We start from the raw sequence: 25,253 nt of genomic DNA, 5'->3' as shown, positions 1-25,253 counted from the left end.
GCGGCGGCGCGGGAATGCGCCGCCGCGTCCGATCCTTAGCAAGCCTAGCCGTTCACTGCGCCGCCCAGCCGCCGTCCATGTTCCAAGCCGCGCCGCGCACCTGGCTGGCCGCGTCGCTGCAGAGGAACAGCACCAGCGCGCCGAGCTGCTCGGGGTGACGAACTCCAGCGACGGCTGCTTCTCGGCCAGCAGGTCGTGGCGGGCGGCGACGGGGTCGCCGCTGGCCAGGGCACGGGCGTCGATCTGCTGCTGCACCAGCGGCGTCAGCACCCAGCCGGGGCAGATCGCGTTGCAGGTGATGGGCGTCTGCGCGGTTTCCAGGGCGACCACCTTGGTCAGGCCGAGCAGGCCGTGCTTGGCGGCGACGTAGGCGGATTTCTGCGCCGAGGCGACCAGGCCGTGCACCGAGGCGATGTTGACGATCCGCCCCCAGTCGCGCCGGCGCATGCCCGGCAGGGCCAGGCGGGTGGTGTGGAAGGCCGAGGACAGGTTGATGGCGAGGACGCTGTCCCAGCGCTCCGGCGGGAACTCCTCGACCGGCGCCACGTGCTGGATGCCGGCATTGTTGACCAGGATGTCGACGGCGCCGAACTCGCCTTCGGCGAAGGCGATCAGCGCGGCGATCTCGTCCGGTTTGCTCATGTCCGCCGGGTGGTGGCGCACCTGGCCGCCGTGCTGGCGTACCGCTTCCAGTGCCTGCTCCGCATCGCCGAAGCCGTTGAGCACCAGGTTGGCGCCGGCGGCGGCCAGGCAGTGGGCGATGCCGAGGCCGATGCCGCTGGTGGAGCCGGTGACCAGCGCCGTCTTGCCGTTGAGGATCGTCATGGGGTTGTCTCCGTTGTTGTCAGACCAGGCCGGTGAGGTAGAAGGTGCCGATCACCACGAACACCGCCAGGGTCTTGATCAGGGTGATGCCGAAGATGTCCTTGTAGGCTTCCCGGTGGGTCAGGCCGGTGACCGCCAGCAGGGTGATCACCGCGCCGTTGTGCGGCAGGGTGTCCATGCCGCCGCTGGCCATGGCGGCGACCCGGTGCAGCACCTCCAGGGGAATCTGCGCGGCGTTGGCGGCGGCGATGAAAGTATCGGACATGGCCGCCAGGGCGATGCTCATGCCGCCCGACGCGGAACCGGTGATGCCGGCCAGCAGGGTGACGGTGATCGCCTCGTTGACCAGCGGGTTGGGGATGCTCTTCAGCGTGTCGGCCAGCACCAGGAAGCCCGGCAGCGCGGCGATCACCGCGCCGAAGCCGTATTCCGAGGCGGTGTTCATCGCCGCCAGCAGCGAGCCGCCGACGGCGGTCTTGCTGCCCTCGGCCAGCTTGCTGCGCACCGTGCCGAAGCTGCTGACCAGCACCAGCAGGATGCCCAGCAGCAGCGCCGCCTCCACCGCCCAGATGGCGGTGATCTTGCCCACGTCGGTCTGTACCGGTGCGGCCATGCCGGCCAGTTGCAGGCTGTGGGTCTTGCCGTACAGCTCGGGAATCCAGCGGGTGAAGAACAGGTTGGCGATCCCCACCAGCAATAGCGGGGAGAGCGCCAGCCAGGGATTGGGCAGGGCGATGTCCGCGGCGGTTTCCGGCTCGTTGCGCAGATTGCTGCCGTAGCCCTCGCCGGCGGCGTGGGCCTTGCGCCGCTGGCGCTGCAGGTAGAGCAGGCCGACGGCGAGGACGAACAGCGCGCCGATCAGCCCCAGCCAGGGCGCGGCCCAGGCGTTGGTGCCGAAGAAGGAGCTGGGGATGATGTTCTGGATCTGCGGCGTGCCGGGCAGCGCATCCATGGTGAAGCTGAAGGCGCCGAGGGCGATGGTCGCCGGAATCAGCCGCTTGGGGATGTCGCTCTGGCGGAACATCTCGGCGGCGAACGGATAGACCGCGAACACCACCACGAACAGCGATACCCCGCCGTAGGTGAGCAGGGCGCAGACCAGCACGATCACCAGCATGGCCTGGCGGGTGCCGAGCAGGCGGATCGCCGCGCTGACGATCGAGCGCGAGAAGCCGGACAGCTCGATCAGCTTGCCGAACACCGCACCGAGCAGGAACACCGGGAAGTACAGTTTGATGAAGCCGACCATCTTTTCCATGAACACCCCGCTGAAGGCCGGGGCCACCGCACGGGGTCGGTCAGCAGCACGGCGCCGAGGGCGGCGATGGGGGCGAAGAGGATCACGCTGTAGCCGCGGTAGGCCGCCAGCATGAGCAGAGCCAGGGCCGCGAGGGCGACGATGACGCTCATTAAGTTTCTCCTTGAGCCTGCCGGTGGCGAGCGCGAAGCCGTCGATGGCGTGCGCTGAGAACGGTCACGGCAGGGGTATTGTTGTTATTGGGCGCGGAAGTCCGCGGAATTCCTTATGGCGAATTCCGTGCCAGGAGTATTGCTCGTTGATTTATAAGGGTTTTTCCAGGGGGTGCGCCGCTGCTTTCCCAGATTCGGGAAAGCGGCGGCGGCCGAAGCGGCTGGAGGGCCGATTAGAGGTGAAGAAGGTGGATTCCCATTTTTGGGATTCGTCCCATTAGCGGGACGGAATGCCCAGCGCAGCCAGCCGGCGGTACAGGGTGGAGCGGCTGAGGCCCAGGCGCCGTGCGGCCTCCAGGGCGTTGCCGGTGCTCGCCAGGGTGCTCTCCAGCAGTTCGCGCTCGAAGCGCTGCATGGCCTGCCGGTAGCTTTCGCCGGCGGCGGGCGCGCCTGGGGCCGGCGGCGGGACGCAGGCCGGCTGCATGCCCAGGGCGTCGGCGAGCATGGTCTCGTCCAGTTGCGTGTCGCCGTTGAGCAGGATGGCGCGCTCCAGCAGGTTGCGCAGCTCGCGGATATTGCCCGGCCAGTCGTGACGGGCGAGCAGGGCGAGGGCGGCGGGGCCGAGTTCGTGCGCGCTGCCGAGCTGGCCGAGGATCGCCTCGCACAGCGCCGGCAGGTCGTCCGGGCGCTCGCGCAGCGGCGGCAGGCGGATCGGCAGCACGTTCAGGCGGTAGTAGAGGTCGGCGCGGAAGCGGCCCTGGCGCACCGCCGCTTCCAGGTCGCAGGAGGTGGCGGCGATCAGCCGCACGTCGCTGAACAGGATCTGGTTGGAGCCGACCGGCTCGAACTCCTTCTCCTGCAGCACGCGCAGCAGCTTGCCCTGCAGGTGCAGGGGCATGTCGCCGATCTCGTCGAGGAACAGGGTGCCGCCCTGGGCGATCTGGAACTTGCCGGGCCGCGCCTTGCGGCTGGCGCCGGTGAAGGCGCCCGGCGCGGTGCCGAAGAACTCCGCCTCCAGCAGGCTTTCCGGGATGGCCGCCATGTTCAGGCTGACGAAGGGCTTGTGGGCGCGCGGCGAGGCGGCGTGGATGGCGTGGGCCAGCAGCTCCTTGCCGGTGCCGGTCTCGCCGAGCAGCAGCACCGGCGCCTCGCTGGCCGCGCCGCGGCGGGCGCGGCGCTTGACCTCCAGGGCCGGGGCGCTGGTGCCGATGAACTGGGCGAAGCCGTAGCGGGCCTGGCGCGCCTGCAAGAGCGAGCGGGTCGAGGCCAGCTCCTCCTGCAGGTTCAGGTAGTGGCCGATCAGCGGCGAGAGGCGCTTGAGCTCGTCGAACAGGGCGAAGCCGATGGCGCCGATCAACTGGCCGTGCTCGTCGCGGATCGGCAGGCGCATGACCACCAGCGGGTCCTTCGGTGTGTCGAGCATGTCCAGGAGGATCGGCTGGCCGCTGTGCACCACCTCGCGCAGCAGGCTGCCGGGGATGACGCTCTCCACCGGCTGGCCGAGGGCCTCGGCCGGGTCGGCGAGGCCGAAGCGCCGGGCGTAGCGCTCGTTGATCCAGACGATGCGCGCCTCGCGGTCGACGATCACCGTGCCTTCGCTGGACTGCTCGACGATCTTGAACAGCGAGCGCATCGCTTGCAGGCGGGTGACCTGGTAGTCCTTGAGGCTGGCGGCGGAATTCATGGGCGCTCCGGTGCGTGCTGTGATCCTGGCTGCGGACGTTCGCTCAAGAACGGCGTGGCGGCAAGCCGCAGCGGGCAGCAGGGGCGACCATCGACGGCTTGAGGAGGACGCGGGGCGGCTCGAAAATGAGCGATCGATCGGTTCGGTCAGGAGTGACTTCATGAGTGGCAACATCCCTTCCCTGGAGATTTCCGGCGCCCTGGCGACCCTGCGCCTGCAGCGGCCGGACAAGGCTAACCGCCTGGAGGAGGCGGACCTGACGGCGCTGCTGGACTGCCTGGCGCGCATCGAGGCGGCGCCGCAGGTGCGGGTGGTGCTGCTGCGCGCTGCCGGCAGGCATTTCTGCGCCGGCTACAGCTTCGACGACCTGGCCGCGGCCGGCGACGGCGGGCGCTTCGAGGCGGTGGCCGACGCCCTGGAGAACCTGCGCCCGCTGACCATCGCCGAGGTGCAGGGCGGGGTGTTCGGCGGCGCCACCGACATCCTGCTGGCCTGCGACTTCCGCCTCGGCGGCCCGGCCGCGCAGATGCTGATGCCGGCGGCGCGCTTCGGCCTGCACCTTTATGCCGGGCTGTTCGAGCGCTACGTGTCGCGCCTCGGGCTGAACGCCGCCAAGCGGCTGATCCTCGCCTGCGAAAAACTCGATGCACGGGGCATGCTGGAGACCGGCCTGCTCACCCACCTGTACGACAGCCCCGAACGCCTGGCCGAGGCGACCGAGACGCTGGCCGCGGAGCTGGCCGGGCTGGCGCCGCTGGCGGTGGCCGGCATGAAGCGCCACCTCAATGCGGCCGCCCGCGGCGCCCTGGACCCGGCGGCGGTGGAGGCGGACGTGCGGCGCTGCTCGGCCTCGGCGGACTTCCAGGAAGGGTTGCGCGCCCTCGGGGAAAAGCGCCCGCCGCGCTTCGAGGGGCGCTGAGAGCCAGCCCTTTCAACTTTCAAGGTTGATGGCTCCCACGCTCCTGCGTGGTAAGCCCGGGGCCGGGCGCTCCGGCGTCGCAGGGGCCCCGGGTAACCCGAGGAGCCGCATACGGCTGTTCCGAGGTTGCGTCGGGCAAACAAAGTAGTGGAGTTGCTCGAAGCGAAGCAGGGGAGAATCCTTTGCGCTGGTATTGAGGATACCTGGGCGATCTGGGAGTCATGCCTGTTATTGACGAAACGCTCTGAATTCGCGGCAGAAATATTCATCCAACGGTTTACGCTTCAAGGAGCATCCCTTTCGCTTGGTCGATCCTTCCGGCGGGCGCTTCGAATATATACTTGGTTGCCAGGCGGTCTGGTGTTTGCTTGATCGGAGAACATATGAGCGGCAGCTTGTTTTAATTGGGCTTCTGGCTCGTCTCGGCCTCGACGAAAGGCTGCAGCGCTCGCCTTCTCATATGCGGGGAGTTATTGGTTGTGTTTCATTCGGAGTTCTTTTGTGGTCTAACTCCTGGGCAAGTTGTTTCTGCGTGTGCTTCTGTATGGAGGTTTCCTCTTTGACGAGGCGGAAAAATCATTTCAACTTTCTCCTGTGCCTCCTCCCGCTTCAGGCAATCAATTGGAGATTGAAAATCTTGCCATGCTCTACCGCGAGTGGCTTGTTGAGATAGTCGACACCGCTTGAAGTGATAAATAGTTTGTTTGGGGCGGCCGATTTCAAATAGCCGGCTTCCAGCAGAAGATTGCTGGGTTGCCGTTCCCAATCAAAGGTCGGGCAGCTCATGCTATAGGTCGAGCCGAACACCCGATACAGCATTTTCATGGCTTGCATGTTTAGCGGTGTGCCGACGATCTGCTCCCGAACACATTTCACAAAATAGCGACCAATTAGGCTGGGATAGATCACATGGGAGGCGGCACTTTCATTGTGATAGGCCAGGCCTAACTCTCTGAGTTCTCGAGTTGCTGCCATTTCCAGGTCGGTGGCCAAGTGCGGGCGGGTTGGCTTTTGCTCTGCACTGCCAATCAGCAGGCCGAGAGCCATAGCCGAAACCTCTACTGGTGGATGCCCGTTTGGATAGGCGTGCAGGCAACTATGGCCGGTTACCGACAGCACATACCCATTACTGCGAGGTTCTGTTGCGAGAGGTCCGGTGAGAAACCCCATATTGGCTAACTCTGGCAGCAAGTCCAGTTTGAAGCGCGTATTGATATCGACAATCGACTTAAGCCTTTGCGCTATGCTGTCCGAGATTGGGTAGGGCTTGAGCACAATGACACTCCCAAGGAAAGAGTACGGCGAGTAAACACATTGAACAAGTTGCCTGGAGCGGAGCGTTACGGCGTGTCTTGTTCTCATGGGAGAAGAACGGCATGGACCGCGCACTTTGTTCTTGTTCCGAGAAGAGTTGTTCTCCCTCGACTCCCTTGAGCGGGCGCTGATCGTTTTCGTATCTACCGCTTTTAGCGAGCGACACGCTCGTCTCGCCTCTCAACACCCATGCCTTTTTGCACCGCTCGTGCCGCGGCTCAGAACGAGCCGGCAGCCTGCGTTGCTAAAGGGGAACCCCCGCACGGGGCGGGGCTTCTCCATTCGGCGCGAGTGACGCTTAGACCTGCAGGACCGGGAGTTCGGCCTTGGCCGCGGCTTCCTTGTACTCGGCGATCTGGTCGAAGGACAGGTAGCGATAGATATCGGCAGCCATGGTGTCGATGCTCTTCGCGTATTCCATGTACTCCGCGACGGTCGGCAGCTTGCCGAGGATCGAGGCGACCGAGGCCAGCTCGGCGGACGCCAGGAACACGTTGGTCGCGTCGCCCAGACGGTTCGGGAAGTTGCGGGTCGAGGTGGAGACCACGGTCGAACCGGTCTGTACGCGCGCCTGGTTGCCCATGCACAGCGAGCAGCCCGGCATTTCCATGCGCGCACCGGCCTTGCCGTAGATGCCGTAGTAGCCTTCCTCGGTCAGCTGGTGGGCGTCCATCTTGGTCGGCGGAGCCAGCCACAGACGGGTCGGGATGCCGCCCTTGACCTTGTCGAGCAGCTTGCCGGCGGCGCGGAAGTGACCGATGTTGGTCATGCAGGAACCGATGAACACCTCGTCGATCTTCTGGCCGGCGACGGTGGACAGCAGGCGGGCGTCGTCCGGGTCGTTCGGCGCGCAGAGGACCGGCTCCTTGACGTCGGCCAGATCGATTTCGATCACGGCGGCGTACTCGACGTCCTTGTCGGCTTCCAGCAGTTGCGGCTTGGCCAGCCAGGCTTCCATGGCCTGGGCACGACGCTCCAGGGTGCGCGGATCGCCGTAGCCTTCGCCGATCATCCAGCGCAGCATGGTGATGTTGGACTTCAGGTACTCGGCGATGGCCTTTTCCGGCAGCTTGATGGTGCAGCCGGCAGCCGAACGCTCGGCGGAGGCGTCGGACAGCTCGAACGCCTGCTCGACGGTCAGCTCGTTCAGACCTTCGATCTCGAGGATGCGGCCGGAGAAGATGTTCTTCTTGCCCTTCTTCTCGACGGTCAGGAGGCCGGCCTGGATGGCGTAGTAGGGGATGGCATGCACCAGGTCACGCAGGGTGATGCCGGGCTGCAGCTTGCCCTTGAAGCGCACCAGCACGGATTCGGGCATGTCCAGCGGCATCACGCCGGTGGCGGCGGCGAAGGCCACCAGGCCGGAACCGGCCGGGAAGGAGATGCCGATCGGGAAGCGGGTGTGCGAATCGCCGCCGGTACCCACGGTATCCGGCAGCAGCATGCGGTTCAGCCAGCTGTGGATGATGCCGTCGCCCGGACGCAGGGACACGCCGCCGCGGGTCATGATGAAGTCCGGCAGGGTGTGGTGGGTCTTGACGTCGATGGGCTTCGGATAGGCGGCGGTGTGGCAGAAGGACTGCATCACCAGGTCGGCGGAGAAGCCCAGGCAGGCCAGGTCCTTCAGCTCGTCGCGGGTCATCGGGCCGGTGGTGTCCTGGGAGCCGACGGTGGTCATCTTCGGCTCGCAGTAGGTGCCCGGACGCACGCCCTGGCCTTCCGGCAGACCGCAGGCGCGGCCGACCATCTTCTGAGCGAGGGTGAAGCCCTTGCCGCTGTCGGCCGGCGCTTCCGGCTTCTTGAACAGGGTGGACGGCGCCAGGCCCAGCTCGGCGCGGGCCTTCTCAGTCAGGCCGCGGCCGATGATCAGCGGGATACGGCCGCCGGCGCGGACTTCGTCGAGCAGCACGTCGGTCTTCAGCGCGAAGCTGGTGACCAGCTCGTCGCTGCCGTTGCGGCGCACTTCGCCCTTGACCGGGTAGACGTCGATCACGTCGCCCATGGCCAGGTTGGTGCAGTCGAACTCGATCGGCAGGGCGCCGGCGTCTTCCATGGTGTTGTAGAAGATCGGGGCGATCTTGGTGCCGAAGCAGAAGCCACCGGCGCGCTTGTTCGGAACAAAGGGGATGTCGTCGCCGAAGAACCACAGCACCGAGTTGGTGGCGGACTTGCGCGAGGAACCGGTACCGACCACGTCGCCGACGTAGGCGACCGGGAAGCCCTTGGCCTTGACCGCTTCGATCTGCTTCAGCGGACCGACGGAGCCCGGCTGGACCGGCTCGATGCCGTCGCGGGCCATCTTCAGCATGGCCAGGGCGTGCAGCGGGATGTCGGGGCGCGACCAGGCGTCCGGAGCGGGGGACAGGTCGTCGGTGTTGGTTTCGCCCGGGACCTTGAACACGGTCAGGGTGACTTTTTCCGGAACGGCCGGCTTGGCCAGGAACCACTCGCCGTCGGCCCAGGACTGCAGCACGGCCTTGGCGGCGGCGTTGCCCTTCTTGGCGCGCTCGGCGACGTCGTGGAAGGCGTCGAACATCAGCAGGGTGTGCTTGAGTTGCTCGGCGGCCACGGTGGCCAGCTCGGCGTTGTCCAGCAGCTCGACCAGGGTGGCGATGTTGTAGCCGCCCTGCATGGTGCCCAGCAGCTCGACGGCGCGGGCCTTGCTGATCAGCGGGGAAGCGGCTTCGCCCTTGGCGATGGCGGAGAGGAAACCGGCCTTGACGTAGGCGGCCTCGTCCACGCCCGGCGGAACGCGGTTGGTGATCAGGTCAACCAGAAAGGCTTCTTCGCCGGCCGGCGGGTTCTTCAGCAGTTCGACCAGGCCTGCGGTCTGCTCGGCGTTCAGCGGCTGGGGCACGACGCCCTGGGCGGCACGCTCTTCTACGTGTTTGCGATAGGCTTCAAGCACAGTTTTACCCTCATCAGTGGTCCCAGGGGTTTCCGGGACACGCATCCTGGGAATCTCCGCACGCAAGCGCCTTCGCCGCTTTATGGGCGGCACGGCCAAGGTGACGGCGATCCCCTCCAGAAGCTGTTTTCAAAGTTTTACGCCGAGGAGGGGAGGCGTTCGGCACCCCCTGGCGGGGTGCCGGCGCCGTTCCATTCGGGTCGACTGTGCTCGTGACGCTTTGAAAACAGCTTCGACTGGACAGGGGTGCCAAAAGGTAACTGGCCAAGACATCGGACTTTTGGAGGTGTCGCCATGCATCTGCACGCAAGCGATAAGCTGCATCATTAGGAGTTTCTATTTATTGGCCATAAGTCATTGATGCTTTTGGCGGGAGGTTTGCACGGAAAAAGAAATGTTTCCAATGCAAATATTGTCAATATTATTTCTTTGATGTTATCAATTGGGGTGGCCCCTACAGCCGGTTGCCCGCTCTGTTGCCGCCGATCCCCTCTCGATCCCTTCTCGAACGAATTATTTTCCAGGACAGCCGATGGAACTCAGGCAGTTGCGCTATTTCGTCAAGGTCGTCGAACTGGGCAGTCTGGGGCGGGCTGCACTGGAGCTGGGCGTCGGCACTTCGGCGCTGAGCCAGCAGATCGCCAAGCTGGAAAGCGAGCTGTGCGCCCGGCTGCTGAATCGCAGCTCTACTGGCGTGATGCCGACCAGCGCGGGCCTCGCCTTCCTGCACCATGCCCAGCTGACCCTGCGCCAGGCCGAGAATGCCGTGCAGGCCGCCCGCCGCGACCGCATGAGCGGCTATGTCAGCCTGGGGTTGGCACCGACCACCGCCAGCGTGCTGGCCCTGCCGCTGATCGAGGCCATGCGCACGCGCTACCCGGATATCCAGCTGCACCTGGTGGAAATGCTCTCGGGCTACCTGGCCGGCCAGCTCAATGCCCGCCAACTGGATCTCGCGGTGCTGTTCCAGACCGACATGGCCAAGCGCTGGAGCGTGATGCCGCTGCTCGACGAGCGACTGTTCGTCATCCATTCCTCCGCGTGTCCCGCCCCGCCGGGCGAGAGCCTGAGGCTGGCCGATCTCGGCGACCTGCCGCTGCTTCTGCCCAGCGCACAACATGGCCTGCGCACCCGCCTGATGGCCGCCTTCGAAAGCGTCGGGGTCGTCCCCAACGTGATCATGGAAATCGACGGCCTGGCGACCCTCATGGACGCCGTGCGCGCCGGGCATGCAGCGACCATCCAGCCGGGCGCCGCGGCGGCGCATTCCGGCGAGGTTGGGCTGCGCGTCGTGCCGATCGTCGATGCCCATGTGAGCCGGCGCAACCTGCTCGCCAGCCTGTCGGACGACGAGCTGTCACCTGCGGCCCTGGCCACCCGGGTGACGGTTGCCGGCGTCGCCCGCGAACTGGTCCGCGCGGGGCATTGGCCCGGCGCCACCCTGCTGGGCGAGTGATCCTGGGGTCTTCAGTTTTACTGAACACCTCCCGCGCAAAGCAGCCTGTCGGGGTCAGCTCCGTCTAACTATCGTGCCTTCCACGGGTGGGGAGCCCCTTCGTTTCGCCTCCCCACCGAGGAGGAGACGAGATGATCGATGTACTGGTGGTCGGCGGCGGGAACGCCGCGCTGTGCGCCGCCCTCATGGCACGCGAGGCCGGTGCCCAGGTGCTCTTGCTGGAGGCCGCGCCGCGTCGCTGGCGCGGCGGCAATTCCCAGCACACCCGGAATCTGCGCTGCATGCACGAGGCCCCGCAGGACGTGCTGGTCGATGCCTATACCGAAGAGGAGTTCTGGCAGGACTTGCTGAAGGTTACCGGCGGCATGACCGACGAGCGTCTCGCCCGGCGCGTCATCCGCGACTCGTCCCGTTGCCGGGATTGGATGCGTCGCCATGGCGTGCGTTTCCAGCCGTCCCTGTCGGGCACGCTGCAACTGGCGCGCACCAATGCCTTTTTCACTGGCGGCGGCAAGGCCTTGATCAACGCCTACTACCGCAGCGCCGAGGCACTGGGCGTGCAGATTCGCTACGACAGCCCGGTGACGGGGATCGAACTGCAGGGCGGCCGCTTCGTCGCCGTGCACCTGGCCGCCCGGGAGATCGATGGCGTGCGCCGGCCGGCCGAGCGCATCGAGGCGCGCAGCTGCGTCCTGGCCGCCGGCGGTTTCGAATCCAACCGCGACTGGTTGCGCGAGGCCTGGGGACAGAACGAGAACGGCGACTGGGCGGCGGACAATTTCCTGATCCGCGGAACCCGCTTCAACACGGGCACGCTGCTGCGCGCCCTGATCGACGCCGGTGCCGATCCTGTCGGCGACCCGACCCAGGCCCACATGGTCGCCATCGACGCCCGCGCACCGCTCTACGACGGTGGGATTTGCACCCGCATCGACTGTGTGTCGCTGGGCGTGGTGGTCAACCGTGACGGCCGCCGCTTCTACGACGAGGGCGAAGATTTCTGGCCCAAGCGCTACGCGATCTGGGGGCGCCTGGTGGCGCAGCAGCCCGGCCAGGTCGGCTACTCCATCATCGACCGCAAAGCCGTCGGCCGCTTCATGCCGCCGGTGTTTCCCGGCACTGCCGCGAGCACCCTTGGCGAACTGGCCCGTCAGTTGAGCCTGCCCGAAGCTGCGTTCGTGGAGACCATCGAGGCCTACAACCAGGCCTGCCGGGTCGGCACCTTCGACCATACCGCGCTCGACGACTGCCGCACCGAAGGCCTCTCGCCGGCCAAGACCCACTGGGCCCGGCCGATCGACACGCCGCCCTTCTACGGCTATCCGCTGCGTCCGGGCGTCACCTTCACCTACCTGGGGCTCAGGACCGACGAGACGGCCGCCGTGCACTTCTCCGGTAGGCCCAGCCCGAACCTCTTCGTTGCCGGGGAAATGATGGCCGGCAACGTACTCGGCAAGGGCTATACCGCCGGGGTCGGCATGAGCATCGGCACGGCGTTCGGCCGGATCGCCGGCAGCCAGGCCGCCGCCGCGGCCGGTCATCACCCAGCTTCCATGACTGCAGGACAAGACCATGCAATCGCTTGATTCCGGGGCACGACTGCCCATCTCCAGTGCCGGCAGTGCCCTCCAGCCGATCCCGGTGCTCAACGTCGCCGCGGCGGAAGTCGACCGGCAACTGCACATCTGCAATGCCTGCCGCTACTGCGAGGGCTTCTGCGCCGTGTTCCCGGCCATGACTCGGCGCCTCGACTTCGCCCAGGCGGATATCCATTACCTGGCCAACCTCTGCCACAACTGCGGCGCCTGCCTGCATGCCTGCCAATACGCCGAACCCCATGAGTTCGCCGTGAACGTCCCGCGGGCGATGGCCAGGGTGCGCTTGGACACCTATGCCGAATATGCCTGGCCGCCGGCATTGGGTCGGCTCTACCGGCGCAACGGGCTGACGCTGTCTCTGGCCACTGCTGCCGGACTGGGGTTCTTCCTGGCGTTGACGCTGGCCGTCAAGGGCACCCTGTTTCCCGGACCGCTGGCGGGCGACTTCTACGCAGTCTTTCCTCACGACGCGCTGGCGCTGATGTTCGGCCTGGTCTTCGCCTTCGCCACCCTGGCCCTCGGCATGGCCGTGCGGCGCTTCTGGCGGGAGGTTTCGCCGCCTTCGGAAGAGCCGGTGCCGAAGGGAGCGGCGGCGTTCGAGGCCTCGGGTGCCGTGTTACGGCTGAAGTATCTCGACGGTGGACATGGCGAGGGCTGCAACGAGGAGAGCGACCGCTTCACCCTCTGGCGGCGGCGCTTCCATCACTGCACCTTCTACGGCTTCCTGCTGTGCTTCGCCGCCACCTCCGTCGCCACGCTGTACCACTTCGTGCTGGGCCTGGAGGCGCCCTATCCGCTGACGAGCCTGCCGGTTCTGCTGGGGACGGCCGGCGGCCTCGGGCTGCTGGTCGGTCCCGCCGGCCTCTTGTGGCTGAACCGGCGCCGCCATCCGGAGCACGGCGACAGCGCGCAGCGTCCCATGGACCGCGGCTTCATCGCGCTGCTGCTGCTGGTCAGCCTCAGCGGCCTGGCGCTGCTGGCCGGGCGGGACAGCGGGGCCATGGCGCTGCTGCTGGCGCTGCACCTGGGCGCGGTCATGGCGTTTTTCCTGACCATGCCGTACGGCAAGTTCGCCCATGGAATCTTCCGCAGCGCCGCCTTGCTGAAGTTCGCCATCGAGAAGCGCCAGCCCGACCGGTTGCGGATGGGCGGCGAGTGAGAGCGGCAGGCCGGGGGATACGGGGATGGCGTCATTGCGGCCACTGCTGCAACAGGATGGAGACGAACTTGTCCGCCGCCGGCGACAGCGAGGCGCCGCGGCGGCGAACCAGGCCCAGGCTGCGGTTCACCACCGGCTCGATCAGCGGGACGCTGACCAGCGTCGGGTGATCCGCGGCGGGCATGGCCAGGCTGGGGACGGCGGAAACACCCAGTCCGGCCTCGACCATGCCGAGCGAGGTCGACAGGTGCTGGACCTCGTAAAACCACTTGGGCCGCCAGCTCAAGCCGGCCAGGGCATGGTCGAGCAGCATGCGGTTGCCGCTCAGGCGGCCTACGCCGATCAGGCGGTAGTCGGCCAGCTCGGCCCAGCGCACCGCTTCGCGGCTCGCCAACGGGTGATCGCGGCGGCAGGCCAGAACGAAGGGCTCGTTGACCAGGGAGAGGAATTCGATGTCGGGATGCTGCCCGCTCATCATGTTGATGCCGAAGTCGGCCTCGCCGCGCAGGACGGCTTCGAGCCCCTCGTTGGCGCTGAGGTCGAGCAGCCGGATGCGGATCTTCGGGTACTGCTCGTTGTACAGGCGGATGACCGAAGGCAGGAAGTAGAACGCCGCGGTGGGAATGCAGGCCAGGGTGACCTGGCCGGTCTGGCGCTCGGCGAGTTCGCGGATGCTCATGATCGAGTCCTCGAGATCGTCCAGCACGCGCCTCGCCTTGGGTAGGAAGTCGCGTCCCACGCTGGTCAGGCTGACCCGCCGGGTGGTGCGATCGAGCAGCGGAGTGCCCAGCCCCTGCTCGAGTTTCTTGATCCGTCGCGTCAGTGCTGGCTGGGACAGATGAAGGGTTTCGGCGGCTTCGTGAAAACTGCCTAATTCGGCGATTTTCACGAAAGATTTAATGTCTTGGAGATCGTATTCCATGGTTTTCCGGTACTCCTGCGGCGCTGGTGCCGTTGTGGCCTGCTGCCAGTTTAGATAACTAAAGCGGAATAATAACTCTGATATTTGCATTGGAAACATTTTTGTTTCCGTGTGAATCTCCTGCCAAAAGCATCAATGACTGAGATTGATAAACAGGAGTTAGTAATTATGCAGCGTATCCCTTGCGTGCTGATGCGTGGCGGCACTTCCAAAGGTCCGGTGTTTCTGGCCAGCGACCTGCCCGGCTCGACCCAGGAGCGCGACGAACTGCTGCTGGCGATCATGGGCTCCGGCCATGAGCTGGAAATCGACGGTATCGGCGGCGGCAGTCCGCAGACCAGCAAGGTCGCCATCGTCAGTCCCTCCGCGCATCCCGACGCCGACGTGGATTACCTGTTCGTCCAGGTGATGGTGTCCCAGCGCCGCGTGGATACCGCACCCAACTGCGGCAACATGCTCTGCGCCGTCGGCCCCTTCGCCATCGAGCAGGGGCTCGTCCCGGTCAGTGGCGCGGTGACCCGGGTGCGCATTCGCAACCTGAACACCAATACCTTCGTCGATTCGGAAGTGCAGACGCCCGACGGCAAGGTCCGCTACGAAGGTGACACCGCCATCGACGGCGTGCCCGGCACCGCGGCGCCGATCAAGCTGACCTTCCTCGACGCCGCGGGCAGCAAGACCGGCAAGCTGTTCCCTACCGGGCAGGTGCTCGACTGGTTCGACGACATCCCGGTGACTTGCATCGACATGGCCATGCCCATGCTGATCGTCGAGGCCAGCCGGCTGGGCAAGCGCGGCGACGAAAGCCCCGCCGAACTGGATGCCGACCAGGATTTCCTGCGCCGTCTGGAGGCCCTGCGCCTGCGCGCCGGCATGGCCATGGGGCTGGGCGATGTGAGCGACAAGGTGATTCCCAAGCCGGTGCTGGTTTCGACGCCCAGGGCCGGTGGCACCCTGCAGGTCCGCTATTTCATGCCGAGCAACTGCCACCGCTCGCTGGCCATCACCGGCTCGATCGGCTTGGCGACCGCCTGCGTCAGCGAGGGCAGCGTGATCGCCCGGATGTTCGGCGAGCGTTTGCCGCGTGATCTGGAGCAGGTGCGCCTGGAACACCCGAGCGGCGCCATCGAGGTCGCGCTGGCGCGTACCGGCGCCGATGGCAAGACCATCCGCGCCGCGGTGATCCGTACCGCGCGCCGGCTGTTCTCCGGCGAGGTCTATGTGCCCGCTGCACAGCGCCTCGCCAGTTGACGAGACCGCCTTAAACCATGCAGGCGGTCAGCCTGCACATCAAAACAACTCTAACAATCGGTGATGCATCATGAAGTTGGTTAAATCGCTGTACTTCCAGATCATCTGTGCCGTCATCCTCGGCGTGCTGGTTGGATACCTCTGGGGCGAGCAGGCCGCCGCGCTGAAGCCCCTGGGCGATGCCTTCATCAAGCTGGTCAAGATGATGATCGCCCCGGTGGTGTTCTGCACCATCGTCACCGGCATCGCCGGCATGAGCGACAAGCAGTCGCTGGGCCGGCTGATGAGCAAGACGCTGCTGCTGTTCCTCGGCCTGACGGTCGTCAGCCTGGTCATCGGTCTGGCCGCAGTCCACCTGCTCCAGCCCGGTGCCGGCATGAACATCGACCCGAGCCAGCTGAGCACCGACGGGCTGGGCAAGTACGCCGAGTCCGCGGCCAAGCTCGGTGTCGTCGAGTTCTTCATGCACATCATCCCGGAGACCTTCGTCGGCGCCTTCAATAAGGGCGAAGTGCTGCCGGTGCTGTTCATCGCGGTGCTGTCGGGCTTCGCGCTGTCCGCGCTGGGCGAGCATGGAAAGCCGGTGCTGAACGTGCTCGAAAGCGCTTCGCACATGGTCTTCAAGATCTTCTCTTACCTGATGCGCTTCGCCCCGGTGGGCGCCTTCGGCGCACTGGCCTTCACCGTCGGCCATTACGGCATCGGCTCGCTGGGCTCGCTGGCCAAGCTGATCCTGACCCTGTACATCGCCTGCGCCTTCTTCGTCCTCGTTGTGCTGGGGGGCTTTGCCGCTGGAACGGCTTCAGCCTGTGGAAGTTGCTGCGCTACTTCCGCGAGGAGTTCTTGGTGGTGCTGGGCACCTCGTCCACCGAGCCGGTGTTGCCGCGCATGCTGGAGAAGTTGCAGGCACTGGGCTGCCGCAAGAGCCTGGTGGGGCTGGTGCTGCCCACTGGCTACTCCTTCAACCTGGACGGCACCGCCATCTACCTGTCGCTGGCCGCCGTCTTCATCGCTCAGGCCTGCAACATCGAGCTGTCGATGACCCAGACCCTGACCATGCTGGCGGTGATGCTGCTGTCTTCCAAGGGCGCGGCGGGCGTCACCGGCAGCGGTTTCGTCGCCTTGGCCTCGACCCTGACCGTGATCCACGACATCCCGCTGGCCGGTCTGGCGCTCCTGATCGGCATCGACCGCTTCATGTCTGAGGCTCGTGCCCTCACCAGCCTGGCCAGCAACGCGGTGGCGACCGTGCTGATTGCGCTGTCGGAAAACGCCTGCGACCGCACGCTCCTGTTGCGGACTTTGAACGGCGAGGCGCCGGTCGCTAAGGCGTCCGACGAAAACTGGCAGCCCGCCGCTCGGGAAGCCGAGCGTACCTGAGGCCTCGCCGGCCTTTTCCCTGAACCGTTCCCGACCGCCGGACGGCACACGATAGATGTGCCGCCCGGCGGGTAGGGGAAGCTCTGCCTGCGCATTGGGCAAACCTTGCCCCACACGATTCGATCAATAACTACAAGAGAGTCTGTTTATGCTCGCCCTGCTCGGTCTCGCGATGGTGATCGTCTTCACCGTCCTGATCATGACCAAACGTTTGTCCCCCATCGTTGCCCTGACCGTGGTGCCCATCGTCTTCGCCCTGATCGGCGGTTTCGGCGGCGGCCTCGGCAAGATGATGCTGGACGGCCTCAAGATGGTGGCGCCCTCGGCCGCCCTGTTGCTGTTCGCCATCCTGTTTTTCGGCATCCTCATCGATGCCGGGCTGTTCGACCCGCTGATCCGCCGCATCCTCAAGGTGGTCAACGGCGATCCGGTGAAGATCGCCATGGGTACCGCGCTGCTCTCGCTGCTGGTCGCCCTGGATGGCGACGGCACCACCACCTACATGATCACCTGCGCCGCCATGCTGCCGCTGTACAAGCGTATCGGCATGAACCCGATGGTTCTGGCGATCCTCGCCATGCTGTCCCTGAGCATCATGAGCGGCATGTCGCCCTGGGGCGGTCCGGCCACCCGGGCCATCGCCGTGCTCGGCCTGGACGCCGGCGAGTTCTTCGTGCCGCTGCTGCCAACCGTCATCGGCGGGGCCGCCTGGGTGGTGTTCACCGCCTGGATGCTTGGCCGCGGCGAACGCAAGCGGGTCGGCAGCGTCGTCCTGCAGTCCGGCGGCAGCAACTGCTACATCGAAGAGATTCTCGGCGACAGCACCCACAAGCGGCCCCGCCTGGCCTGGTTGAACCTGCTGCTGGTGGCTGCGGTGATGGTGGCTCTGGTGATGGGCGTGATGCACTCGGCCGTGCTGTTCCTGATCGGTTTCGTGGTCGCGCTGATGATCAACTATCCCCATCTGGAACAGCAGAAGGAACGGGTCCTCGCCCATGCCGGCAACGCCATGACCGTGGTGCTGCTGGTGTTCTCCGCCGGGGTGTTCGCCGGCATCTTCTCCGGCACCAAGATGGTCGATGCCCTGGCCCAGGGGCTGGTGGACATGATTCCGCCGGAGTGGGGGACGCTGTTCCCGCTGGTGGTGGCGATCACCAGCATGCCGCTGACCTTCGTGCTCTCCAACGACGCCTACTACTTCGGCGTGGTGCCGATCCTCGCCAATGCCGCGGCGGCCTATGGCATCGACTCGCTGGAGATCGCCCGCGCTTCGGTGCTCGGCCAGCCGGTGCACCTGATGAGCCCGCTGGTGGCCTCGACCCTGCTGCTGGTGGGCATGGTCGACCGCGACATCGGCGAGTTCCAGAAAGCCGCCTTCAAGTGGGCAGTGCTCACCTCGCTGGTGATCACCGCCCTGGCCCTGCTCACCGGAGCCATGACCTTCATCGCCTGACCCTAAGCGGCCGGATGCCCCCGGCCGCTCAACCTGCAACGCAAGGATTCCCTTATGGACTGGCTGATCAACCCGGAGATCTGGGTTGCCTTCTTTACCCTGACCGCGCTGGAGATCGTGCTCGGCATCGACAACATCATCATGATCTCCATCCTCGTCGGCCGCATGCCGAAGGAGATACAGCCGCGCACCCGCCTATTCGGCCTGGCGCTGGCGATGGTCACGCGGATTCTTCTGCTGCTGTCGATCTCCTGGGTGATGGGCCTGACCGTGGACCTCTTCCACGTCTTCGGCCAGGGCATTTCCGGGCGCGACCTGATCCTGTTCTTCGGCGGCCTGTTCCTTTTGTGGAAGAGCAGCACCGAGATCTACCACGGCCTGGAGGGCGAGGACGAGACCAACGCGGCGCCCAAGGGCAACGGTCAGTTCATCGGCACCATCGTCCAGATCGCCATCATCGACATCGTGTTCTCCCTGGACTCGGTGATCACCGCGGTCGGCATGGTCTCCCACGTGCCGGTGATGATCGCCGCGATCGTCGTCGCCGTGCTGGTGATGATGGCCGCCTCCGGCACCATCAGCGAGTTCATCGACAAGCACCCGAGCCTCAAGCTGCTGGCCCTGTCGTTCCTCATCGTGGTCGGCACCGTGCTGATCGCCGAGAGCCTCGGGGTGCACGTGCCCAAGGGCTACGTCTACTTCGCCATGGCCTTCTCGCTGGCGGTGGAGGCGCTGAACATCCGCATGCGCCGCCCGCGCGCCGAGCCGGTGCACCTGAGCCGGGACATCCCCGGCCAGTAGGCCGCCCTCCCGGCCCCATCGTTGCCCGATCCATCCGTGCGCCCGACAGTCGGAGCGCACGGCAACCCGTACCTACCGCACAAGAACAATAGGTAGTCCCATGCACAAGCGTTTCACCTGCGGCCTGACCCTGTCCTGTCTGAGTCTGTTGCCCGCCGGCTATGCCAGCTCGCAAGGTTTCTTCGAGGACAGCAAGGCTTCGCTCAATCTGCGCAACTTCTATATCAACCAGGACGTCCGCAACGAGGACCGTGGCCGGGTGGAGGAGTGGGGCCAGGCCTTCGTCCTCGACTACAAGTCCGGCTTCACCGAGGGGCCGGTCGGCTTCGGCCTCGATCTGCTGGGCCAGTACGCGCTCCGCCTGGACGCCGGCGGCGATGCGGACAAGCCGATCGGCGAGGTCAACCGCCGCCCGGGCTCGGTCTTCCCGCTGGAAAGCAACGGCAAGGCGAGGCGCGACTTCGGCCGGCTCGGGGTGACCGCCAAGCTGCGCTTCTCCAAGACCGTGGCGCAGGTCGGCACTCTGCTGCCCAAGCTGCCGGTGGTGAGTTACAGCGACGGGCGCCTGTTGCCGCAGACCTTCGAGGGCGCGCAGGTCACCTCCAACGAGATCAAGGACCTGACCCTGATCGCCGGCAAGTTGGAGCACTCCACGGACCGCAACTCCAGCAACAGCGACAGCCTGTCCATCGCCGGCGCCAACAGCGGCAGCAAGGCCCAGTTCAGCAACGAGTTCTACTACGGCGGTGCCGACTACAAGGTCAACAAGGACCTGCTGCTGCAGTACTACTACGGCAACCTGCGTGACTTCTACAAACAGCACTTCCTCGGCCTGGTGCACAACTGGGCACTGCCGGTCGGTTCGCTGAAGACCGACCTGCGCTACTTCGACAGCGATTCCGACGGCGAAAATTCCAGTGCTTCCGGTCGGACCGAGGGCTACGTCAGCAGCGGCTACTGGGGCACCGGCTCGTCCAGCCAAGGCGAGGTCGACAACCGTCTGTGGAGCGCCCTGTTCACCTACAGCCTGGATGGCCATGCGCTGAGCCTTGGCTACCAGAAGATCACCGGCAACAGCGACTTTCCCCATATCAACCAGGGCAATGGGCGCGTTCCCTACTTGATCACCAATGCGCAGATGGGCAAGTTCACCAGCGCCGGGGAGAACACCTGGGTGGCCGGCTACGCCTACGACTTCTCCAAGGCCGGCATTCCGGGGCTGAAGGCCAGCCTGATGTACTACAGCGGCGACGACATCGACGCCGTCGGCAGCGACCGCCGCGAGTGGGAGCGCGACATGCGGATCGACTACACGGTGCAGTCGGGCCTGTTCAAGGGCGTCGGCCTCACCTGGCGCAACGCCATGTGGCGCGGCAACGACGTGGGGCAGCGGGACCAGGACGAGAACCGCCTGATCGTCAACTACAGCATTCCTCTGCTTTGAAAGGAGGAGACAGAGGCCTTTCCCGACAATGGTAAGGTTGCTGCTGCCGTTGGGGCGGACACACCGATGTTGCCCCGGCAATACAGACCTGCCTGGTCTTTCGACCTGCGGATCGCATCCACCGTGACGGATGCGATCCGCTTCTTGCTCAAGGCCGTCATGTGACCATCAAACTCCCTCCTGCCCTGGCAGGCCTGCTTGCCCGCTGCAAACCCTGGATCCTCAGCCCGTTGGCCGGCGCCCTCGGTGGTGGCCTCGCCCACCTGCTCGGCTGGCCGCTGCCCTGGATGATCGGCGCGCTGCTCGGCGTCGCGGCGCTGCGCTGCCTCGGCTGTCTGACTGTCGCCATGCCTCATGGCATCAAGGTTGGCCAGTGGATCATCGCCACCGGGATCGGCCTGCACTTCAACCAGGCGGTGCTGGAGCAGATCCTTGCCCACCTCGCCCTGGTGCTGGTCGGCACCCTGTTGACCGTGCTCACCTGCGTCATTGGCATCGTTCTGCACCGGCGTCACGGGGAAGGCTTCGCCACCGCCTACTTCGCCAGCATGCCCGGCGGCGCCAGCGAGATGGTCAACCTGGGCAGGCCGTATGGCGCCGAACTGCAGCACGTGGCTGCCAGCCACAGTCTGCGCATGATGCTGGTATTGGTCGGTATTCCGGCCATCTACACCTGGCTGTTCGCCGGCGAGCAGACGGCTACGGTCACCCATCCCGGCCCCGATGCCGGCTGGCTGGCTCTGCTGTTCGCCCTCGGCGGTCTGATCGCGCTGGTCTTCCAGCGCTGGCGTTTCCCCAACGCCTGGCAACTCGGCGCCCTCCTGGTCAGCGGCCTGTTCAGCGTCGTCTTCGACCTGCACATCGGCCTGCCGGACGGCGCCGGCGAAGTCGGCCAGTGGCTGCTGGGCAGCAGCCTGGGCTGCCATTTCGAGCGCTCGTTCTTCCGTCGTGCCCCGGCGTTCATGCTGCGCACCCTGCTGGCGACGGTCGCGGCAGTCCTGCTCGCCGTGCCCATCGCGCTGCTGATGAGCTGGGGTTCGGGCCTGGACGCGCGGACGCTGGTGCTCGGCATGGTGCCCGGTGGCATCGCCGAGATGAGCCTCACCGCCGAAGCGCTGGGCCTGGTGGTGCCGCTGGTCACCGCGATGCAGGTGCTGCGCCTGCTGCTGGTGCTGTTCCTGGCGAGGCCGGTGTTCCGTTTTTGGCGAAAGCGCCTGGAGGAGGGCGCGCGGTAGCCCAGTCGGTCAGCAGCGACCCGGCAAAACGAGATCGCGGGGACGTCGCCCTGAAGGTGTGACCCCGCACGGAGCGCTGGCTGGCCGATCCAGAGAGTACGAAGGAAAGCCCCGCCCAATCTGTTGAAATAGCCCTTCCTTGGTTCGCTCCGAGCCTCGCCGCATGACCCGCTGGGCTTCTTCGGCGCCGAGTGCGCCGGCAAGCGCAAGCGGACCTGCCGCGAGCGGTTTCTGGCGAGGGGCTGGTGCCGAGGGTGCGGCTGGAAAGCCCGCACGGCGACCCACTACGCCGATACTGGAAGGAAAAACCTGCGACCGCTTCGTCTCGCAGTCCGGCGGCGTTCAGCCCTGGCGCGAATAGGCCGCGGCGGCGGCGATCTGCTCCGCCGTCGGGCGCCGGCCGGTGTAGAGCACGAACTGTTCGAGCGCCTGCAGGGTGGCGACCTCCGCGCCGCTGATGAGCGCCTTGCCGAGCGCGCGGGCGCGGCGGATCAGCGGCGTTTCCGCCGGCAGCGCCACCACGTCGAAGACCACCTGCGCCCGTTCGATGGCCTCCTCCGGGAAGGCCAGGTCCTCTGCCTCGGGGCCGCCGGCCATGCCGATCGGGGTCACGTTGATCAACAGCTGCGGGCGCAGCGCGCCCAGCTCCGCCGTCCACTCGAAGCCGCTGGCCGTGGCCAGCGCCTGCCCGCTGGCCGGGTTGCGGGCGACGATGTGCCCGTGGCAAAAGCCGGCCTGGCGCAGGGCGAAGGCCACCGCCTTGGCCATGCCGCCGCTGCCGCGCAGGGCGAAGCTCAGGCGGGGCGATACCCGGTGGCTGTCGAGCAGCTGGGCGATGGCCAGGAAGTCGGTGTTGTAGCCGGTCAGCCGGCCATTGTCGTTGACGATGGTGTTCACCGAGTCGATGGTCGCCGCCGATGGATCGAGCGCGTCGAGCAGCGGGATGCAGGCTTCCTTGAACGGCATCGAGATGGCGCAGCCGCGGATGCCGAGGGCGCGGATGCCGCCGATGGCGGCCGGCAGGTCCTGGGTGGTGAAGGCCTTGTAGGCGTAGTTCAGGCCGAGCGCCTCGTAGAGGTGGTTGTGGAAGCGCGTGCCGGTGTTGCCGGGGCGTCCGGCGAGGGACATGCAGATCCGGGTGTCCTTGTCGATGGCGTGGGGCATCCCGCTGAACTCCTCTGAGAATGGGCCCTGGCAGCCGGCAGGCCCGATCCGAAGCTGACTTTCTACTATAAAATTTGTTTTTATAACAACATTGATCGTTGATGAAACGATTCATTAGTGGTTTTATTGCATCTTCTTTTACAAAAAGAACAAGCATCATGGCTGCTACCCATACTATCGAGCCTTGCACCTTCGCCCTGTTCGGCGCGCTGGGTGACCTGGCCTTGCGCAAGCTGTTCCCCGCCCTCTACCAGCTGGACCGCGCCGGCCTGCTCGCCGACACCCGGCTGCTGGCCCTGGCCCTCGACGCCGGCGAAGGGACCCGGGATATCGTCGCCGAGCACCTGCGCCGCCACGTGCCGGGCGCGGAGCTGGAGGAAAGCGTTGTGCAGCGCTTCCTCGGCCGCCTGGACTACCTGGCGATGGACTTCCTCGAGCCCGGCGCCTACGCCGCGCTGGCCGACCGGGTCGGCGATGCCGAGCGGCTGGTCGCCTACTTCGCCACCCCGGCGGCGCTCTACGAGCCGATCTGCGCCGGGCTGGCCGAGGCCGGGCTGGCCGAGCGCACCCGCGTGGTGCTGGAGAAGCCGATCGGCCACGACCTGGCCTCCTCGCGCAAGGTCAACGACGCGGTGGCCCGGCACTTCCCCGAGGACCGCACCTACCGGATCGACCACTACCTGGGCAAGGAGACGGTGCAGAACCTGATCGCCCTGCGCTTCGCCAACAGCCTGTTCGAGACCCAGTGGAACCAGAACCACATCTCCCACGTGGAGATCACCGTGGCCGAGCAGGTCGGCATCGAGGGCCGCTGGGGCTACTTCGACAAGGCCGGCCAACTGCGCGACATGATCCAGAACCACCTGCTGCAGCTGCTCTGCCTGATCGCCATGGACCCGCCGAGCGACCTGTCGGCCGACAGCATCCGCGACGAGAAGGTCAAGGTGCTCAAGGCGCTGGCGCCGATCGACGCCGCCCAGCTCAGCCAGCAGGTGGTGCGCGGCCAGTACGTGGCCGGCAGCATCCTCGGCAAGCCGGTGCCCGGCTACCTGGAAGAGGACAACGCCAACGCGCAAAGCGGCACCGAGACCTTCGTCGCCCTGCGCGCGGAGATCCGCAACTGGCGCTGGGCGGGGGTGCCGTTCTACCTGCGCACCGGCAAGCGCATGCCCGAGAAGCTGTCGCAGATCGTCATCCACTTCAAGGCGCCGCCGCACTACATCTTCGCCGCGGAGCAGCGCCCCCTGATCGGCAACAAGCTGATCATCCGCCTGCAGCCGAACGAGAGCATCGCCCTGCAGGTGATGACCAAGGAGCAGGGCCTGGACAAGGGCATGCAGCTGCGCAGCGGTCCGTTGCAGCTGAATTTCTCCGACACCTACCGCCGGGCGCGGATCCCCGACGCCTACGAGCGGCTGCTGCTGGAGGTGATGAAGGGCAACCAGAACCTGTTCGTGCGCAAGGACGAGATCGAGCATGCCTGGCAGTGGTGCGACCGGCTGATCGCCGGCTGGCGCCTGCTGGGCGAGGCGCCCAAGCCGTACGCGGCGGGCAGCTGGGGACCCCTGTCGTCGATTGCACTGATCACCCGTGACGGGAGGAGCTGGTATGGGGATTTCTGAACTGGAACTGCCCGCCGGGGTAAGGGTTTGCTCCCGGGCCGACGGCGCCGACCTGGCCGAGGGCCTGGCCGACCGCGTGGCCGAGGCGTTGCGCCAGGCCCTCGACGCCGACGGCCGGGCCAGCCTGCTGGTCTCGGGCGGGCGCAGCCCGGTGCCCTTCTTCGAGGCGCTGGCCAGGCGCGAGCTGGACTGGAGCCGGGTGCAGGTCGGCCTGGTCGACGAGCGCTGGGTGGCGCCGGACCAGGAGGGCAGCAACGAGGCGCTGGTGCGCCGTCATCTGCTGCAGGGGCCGGCCGCCGCAGCGGGCTTTTTCGGCCTCTACCAGCCGGCGGCCAGCCTGGAGGAGGCGGCCCGCCTGGCCGGCCGGGCGCTGGCCGAACTCAAGCGGCCGGTCGACGTGGTGGTGCTGGGCATGGGCGAGGACGGCCATACCGCCTCGCTGTTCCCCGGCAGCCCGAACCTCGCCCAGGCCCTGGCCGGCACCTGCGCCGAGCCGTGCATGGCGATGCGCGCGCCGGTCGCGCCGCACCCGCGCATCACCCTGACCTGGCCGCTGCTGGCCCGGGCGCGGCTGCGCTGCCTGGCCGTCCAGGGCCCGGCCAAGCTGGAGACCCTGCGCCAGGCCCTGCGTGCCGATCCCTTGCGCATGCCGATCCGCGCCTTCCTCGGCGACGGACTGGAAATCCACTGGAGCCCGTGAAACCGCAG

The 25,253-nt window shown here is 66.4% G+C and carries 16 protein-coding genes and 3 pseudogenes; 12 read left to right on the top strand and 7 right to left on the bottom strand.

The window, feature by feature from the left end; translation table 11 throughout:
- Positions 1-52: 52 nt before the first annotated feature.
- From Atro_RS05845 to Atro_RS05835, 3 genes and pseudogenes are all read right to left on the bottom strand, one after another.
- Positions 53-825: pseudogene (locus Atro_RS05845) on the bottom strand (3-hydroxybutyrate dehydrogenase).
- Between the two features lie 19 nt (positions 826-844).
- A pseudogene (locus tag Atro_RS05840) lies at positions 845-2,235 on the bottom strand (GntP family permease).
- A gap of 277 nt (positions 2,236-2,512) precedes the next feature.
- Positions 2,513-3,919, bottom strand: a complete 1,407-nt coding sequence (locus Atro_RS05835) for a sigma-54 interaction domain-containing protein (protein WP_497926823.1) — start codon at positions 3,917-3,919, stop codon at positions 2,513-2,515.
- A gap of 160 nt (positions 3,920-4,079) precedes the next feature.
- Here Atro_RS05835 and Atro_RS05830 point away from each other — a divergent pair, with 160 nt between their 5' ends.
- Positions 4,080-4,838: an enoyl-CoA hydratase/isomerase family protein gene (locus tag Atro_RS05830; protein ID WP_497926822.1), complete on the top strand. Its 759-nt coding sequence runs from the start codon at positions 4,080-4,082 to the stop codon at positions 4,836-4,838.
- Between the two features lie 609 nt (positions 4,839-5,447).
- Here Atro_RS05830 and Atro_RS05825 read toward each other — a convergent pair.
- Positions 5,448-6,113: a hypothetical protein gene (locus Atro_RS05825; RefSeq protein WP_497926821.1), complete on the bottom strand. Its 666-nt coding sequence runs from the start codon at positions 6,111-6,113 to the stop codon at positions 5,448-5,450.
- Positions 6,114-6,450: 337 nt separating this feature from the next.
- Positions 6,451-9,060, bottom strand: a complete 2,610-nt coding sequence (gene acnB, locus Atro_RS05820; protein WP_497926820.1) for a bifunctional aconitate hydratase 2/2-methylisocitrate dehydratase — start codon at positions 9,058-9,060, stop codon at positions 6,451-6,453.
- Positions 9,061-9,592: 532 nt separating this feature from the next.
- Here acnB and Atro_RS05815 point away from each other — a divergent pair.
- The 3 genes from Atro_RS05815 to tcuB all read left to right on the top strand — a co-directional run bounded on the left by Atro_RS05815 (position 9,593) and on the right by tcuB (position 13,273).
- Entirely contained in the window at positions 9,593-10,516 is a 924-nt protein-coding gene (locus Atro_RS05815; protein ID WP_131343286.1) for a LysR family transcriptional regulator, read from the top strand.
- Between the two features lie 131 nt (positions 10,517-10,647).
- Positions 10,648-12,102: an FAD-dependent tricarballylate dehydrogenase TcuA gene (gene tcuA / locus Atro_RS05810; RefSeq protein WP_497926819.1), complete on the top strand. Its 1,455-nt coding sequence runs from the start codon at positions 10,648-10,650 to the stop codon at positions 12,100-12,102.
- Complete coding sequence (tcuB, locus tag Atro_RS05805) at positions 12,089-13,273, top strand: tricarballylate utilization 4Fe-4S protein TcuB (RefSeq protein WP_497926818.1); 1,185 nt, start codon at positions 12,089-12,091, stop codon at positions 13,271-13,273. The genes tcuA and tcuB overlap by 14 nt, the downstream gene beginning before the upstream one ends.
- 31 nt (positions 13,274-13,304) lie before the next feature.
- Here the strand turns inward: tcuB and Atro_RS05800 are convergent, their stop codons facing one another.
- Positions 13,305-14,195, bottom strand: coding sequence for a LysR family transcriptional regulator (locus Atro_RS05800; RefSeq protein WP_089166837.1), 891 nt, complete (start codon positions 14,193-14,195; stop codon positions 13,305-13,307).
- A gap of 168 nt (positions 14,196-14,363) precedes the next feature.
- Here Atro_RS05800 and Atro_RS05795 point away from each other — a divergent pair, with 168 nt between their 5' ends.
- From Atro_RS05795 to Atro_RS05770, 6 genes and pseudogenes are all read left to right on the top strand, one after another.
- Complete coding sequence (locus Atro_RS05795) at positions 14,364-15,446, top strand: 4-oxalomesaconate tautomerase (protein WP_497926817.1); 1,083 nt, start codon at positions 14,364-14,366, stop codon at positions 15,444-15,446.
- A 70-nt stretch (positions 15,447-15,516) separates the two neighbouring features.
- A pseudogene (gene dctA / locus Atro_RS05790) lies at positions 15,517-16,826 on the top strand (C4-dicarboxylate transporter DctA).
- Between the two features lie 148 nt (positions 16,827-16,974).
- On the top strand, positions 16,975-18,279 hold the full coding sequence (locus Atro_RS05785; RefSeq protein ID WP_497926816.1) for a CitMHS family transporter: 1,305 nt from the start codon (positions 16,975-16,977) through the stop codon (positions 18,277-18,279).
- Positions 18,280-18,333: 54 nt separating this feature from the next.
- The gene (locus Atro_RS05780) at positions 18,334-19,080 is read left to right on the top strand and encodes a TerC family protein (RefSeq protein ID WP_497926815.1); all 747 of its coding nucleotides are present in this window, start codon (positions 18,334-18,336) and stop codon (positions 19,078-19,080) included.
- A 100-nt stretch (positions 19,081-19,180) separates the two neighbouring features.
- Entirely contained in the window at positions 19,181-20,524 is a 1,344-nt protein-coding gene (locus Atro_RS05775) for an OprD family porin (protein ID WP_497926814.1), read from the top strand.
- A gap of 167 nt (positions 20,525-20,691) precedes the next feature.
- Positions 20,692-21,759 (top strand): AbrB family transcriptional regulator, encoded by a 1,068-nt coding sequence (locus Atro_RS05770; RefSeq protein ID WP_497927621.1) that lies wholly within the window; start codon positions 20,692-20,694, stop codon positions 21,757-21,759.
- A gap of 342 nt (positions 21,760-22,101) precedes the next feature.
- On the opposite strand, the gene Atro_RS05765 is transcribed toward Atro_RS05770, so the two are convergent.
- A complete protein-coding gene (locus Atro_RS05765; protein WP_497926813.1) occupies positions 22,102-22,923 on the bottom strand; it encodes a shikimate 5-dehydrogenase in 822 nt (273 codons plus the stop codon).
- Between the two features lie 158 nt (positions 22,924-23,081).
- On the opposite strand from Atro_RS05765, the gene zwf reads away from it, so the two are divergent.
- Together zwf and pgl are read left to right on the top strand one after the other, a co-directional pair.
- A complete protein-coding gene (gene zwf / locus Atro_RS05760) occupies positions 23,082-24,545 on the top strand; it encodes a glucose-6-phosphate dehydrogenase (RefSeq protein WP_497926812.1) in 1,464 nt (487 codons plus the stop codon).
- Positions 24,532-25,245 carry a 6-phosphogluconolactonase gene (pgl, locus tag Atro_RS05755; RefSeq protein WP_497926811.1) on the top strand — a complete coding sequence of 238 codons (714 nt, stop codon included), beginning with the start codon at positions 24,532-24,534 and terminating at the stop codon, positions 25,243-25,245. The genes zwf and pgl overlap by 14 nt, the downstream gene beginning before the upstream one ends.
- The last annotated feature ends 8 nt before the right edge of the window (positions 25,246-25,253 follow it).

It is taken from the genome of Azotobacter tropicalis, assembly GCF_059739045.1.
This window is presented reverse-complemented; position numbering and strand designations above follow the sequence as displayed.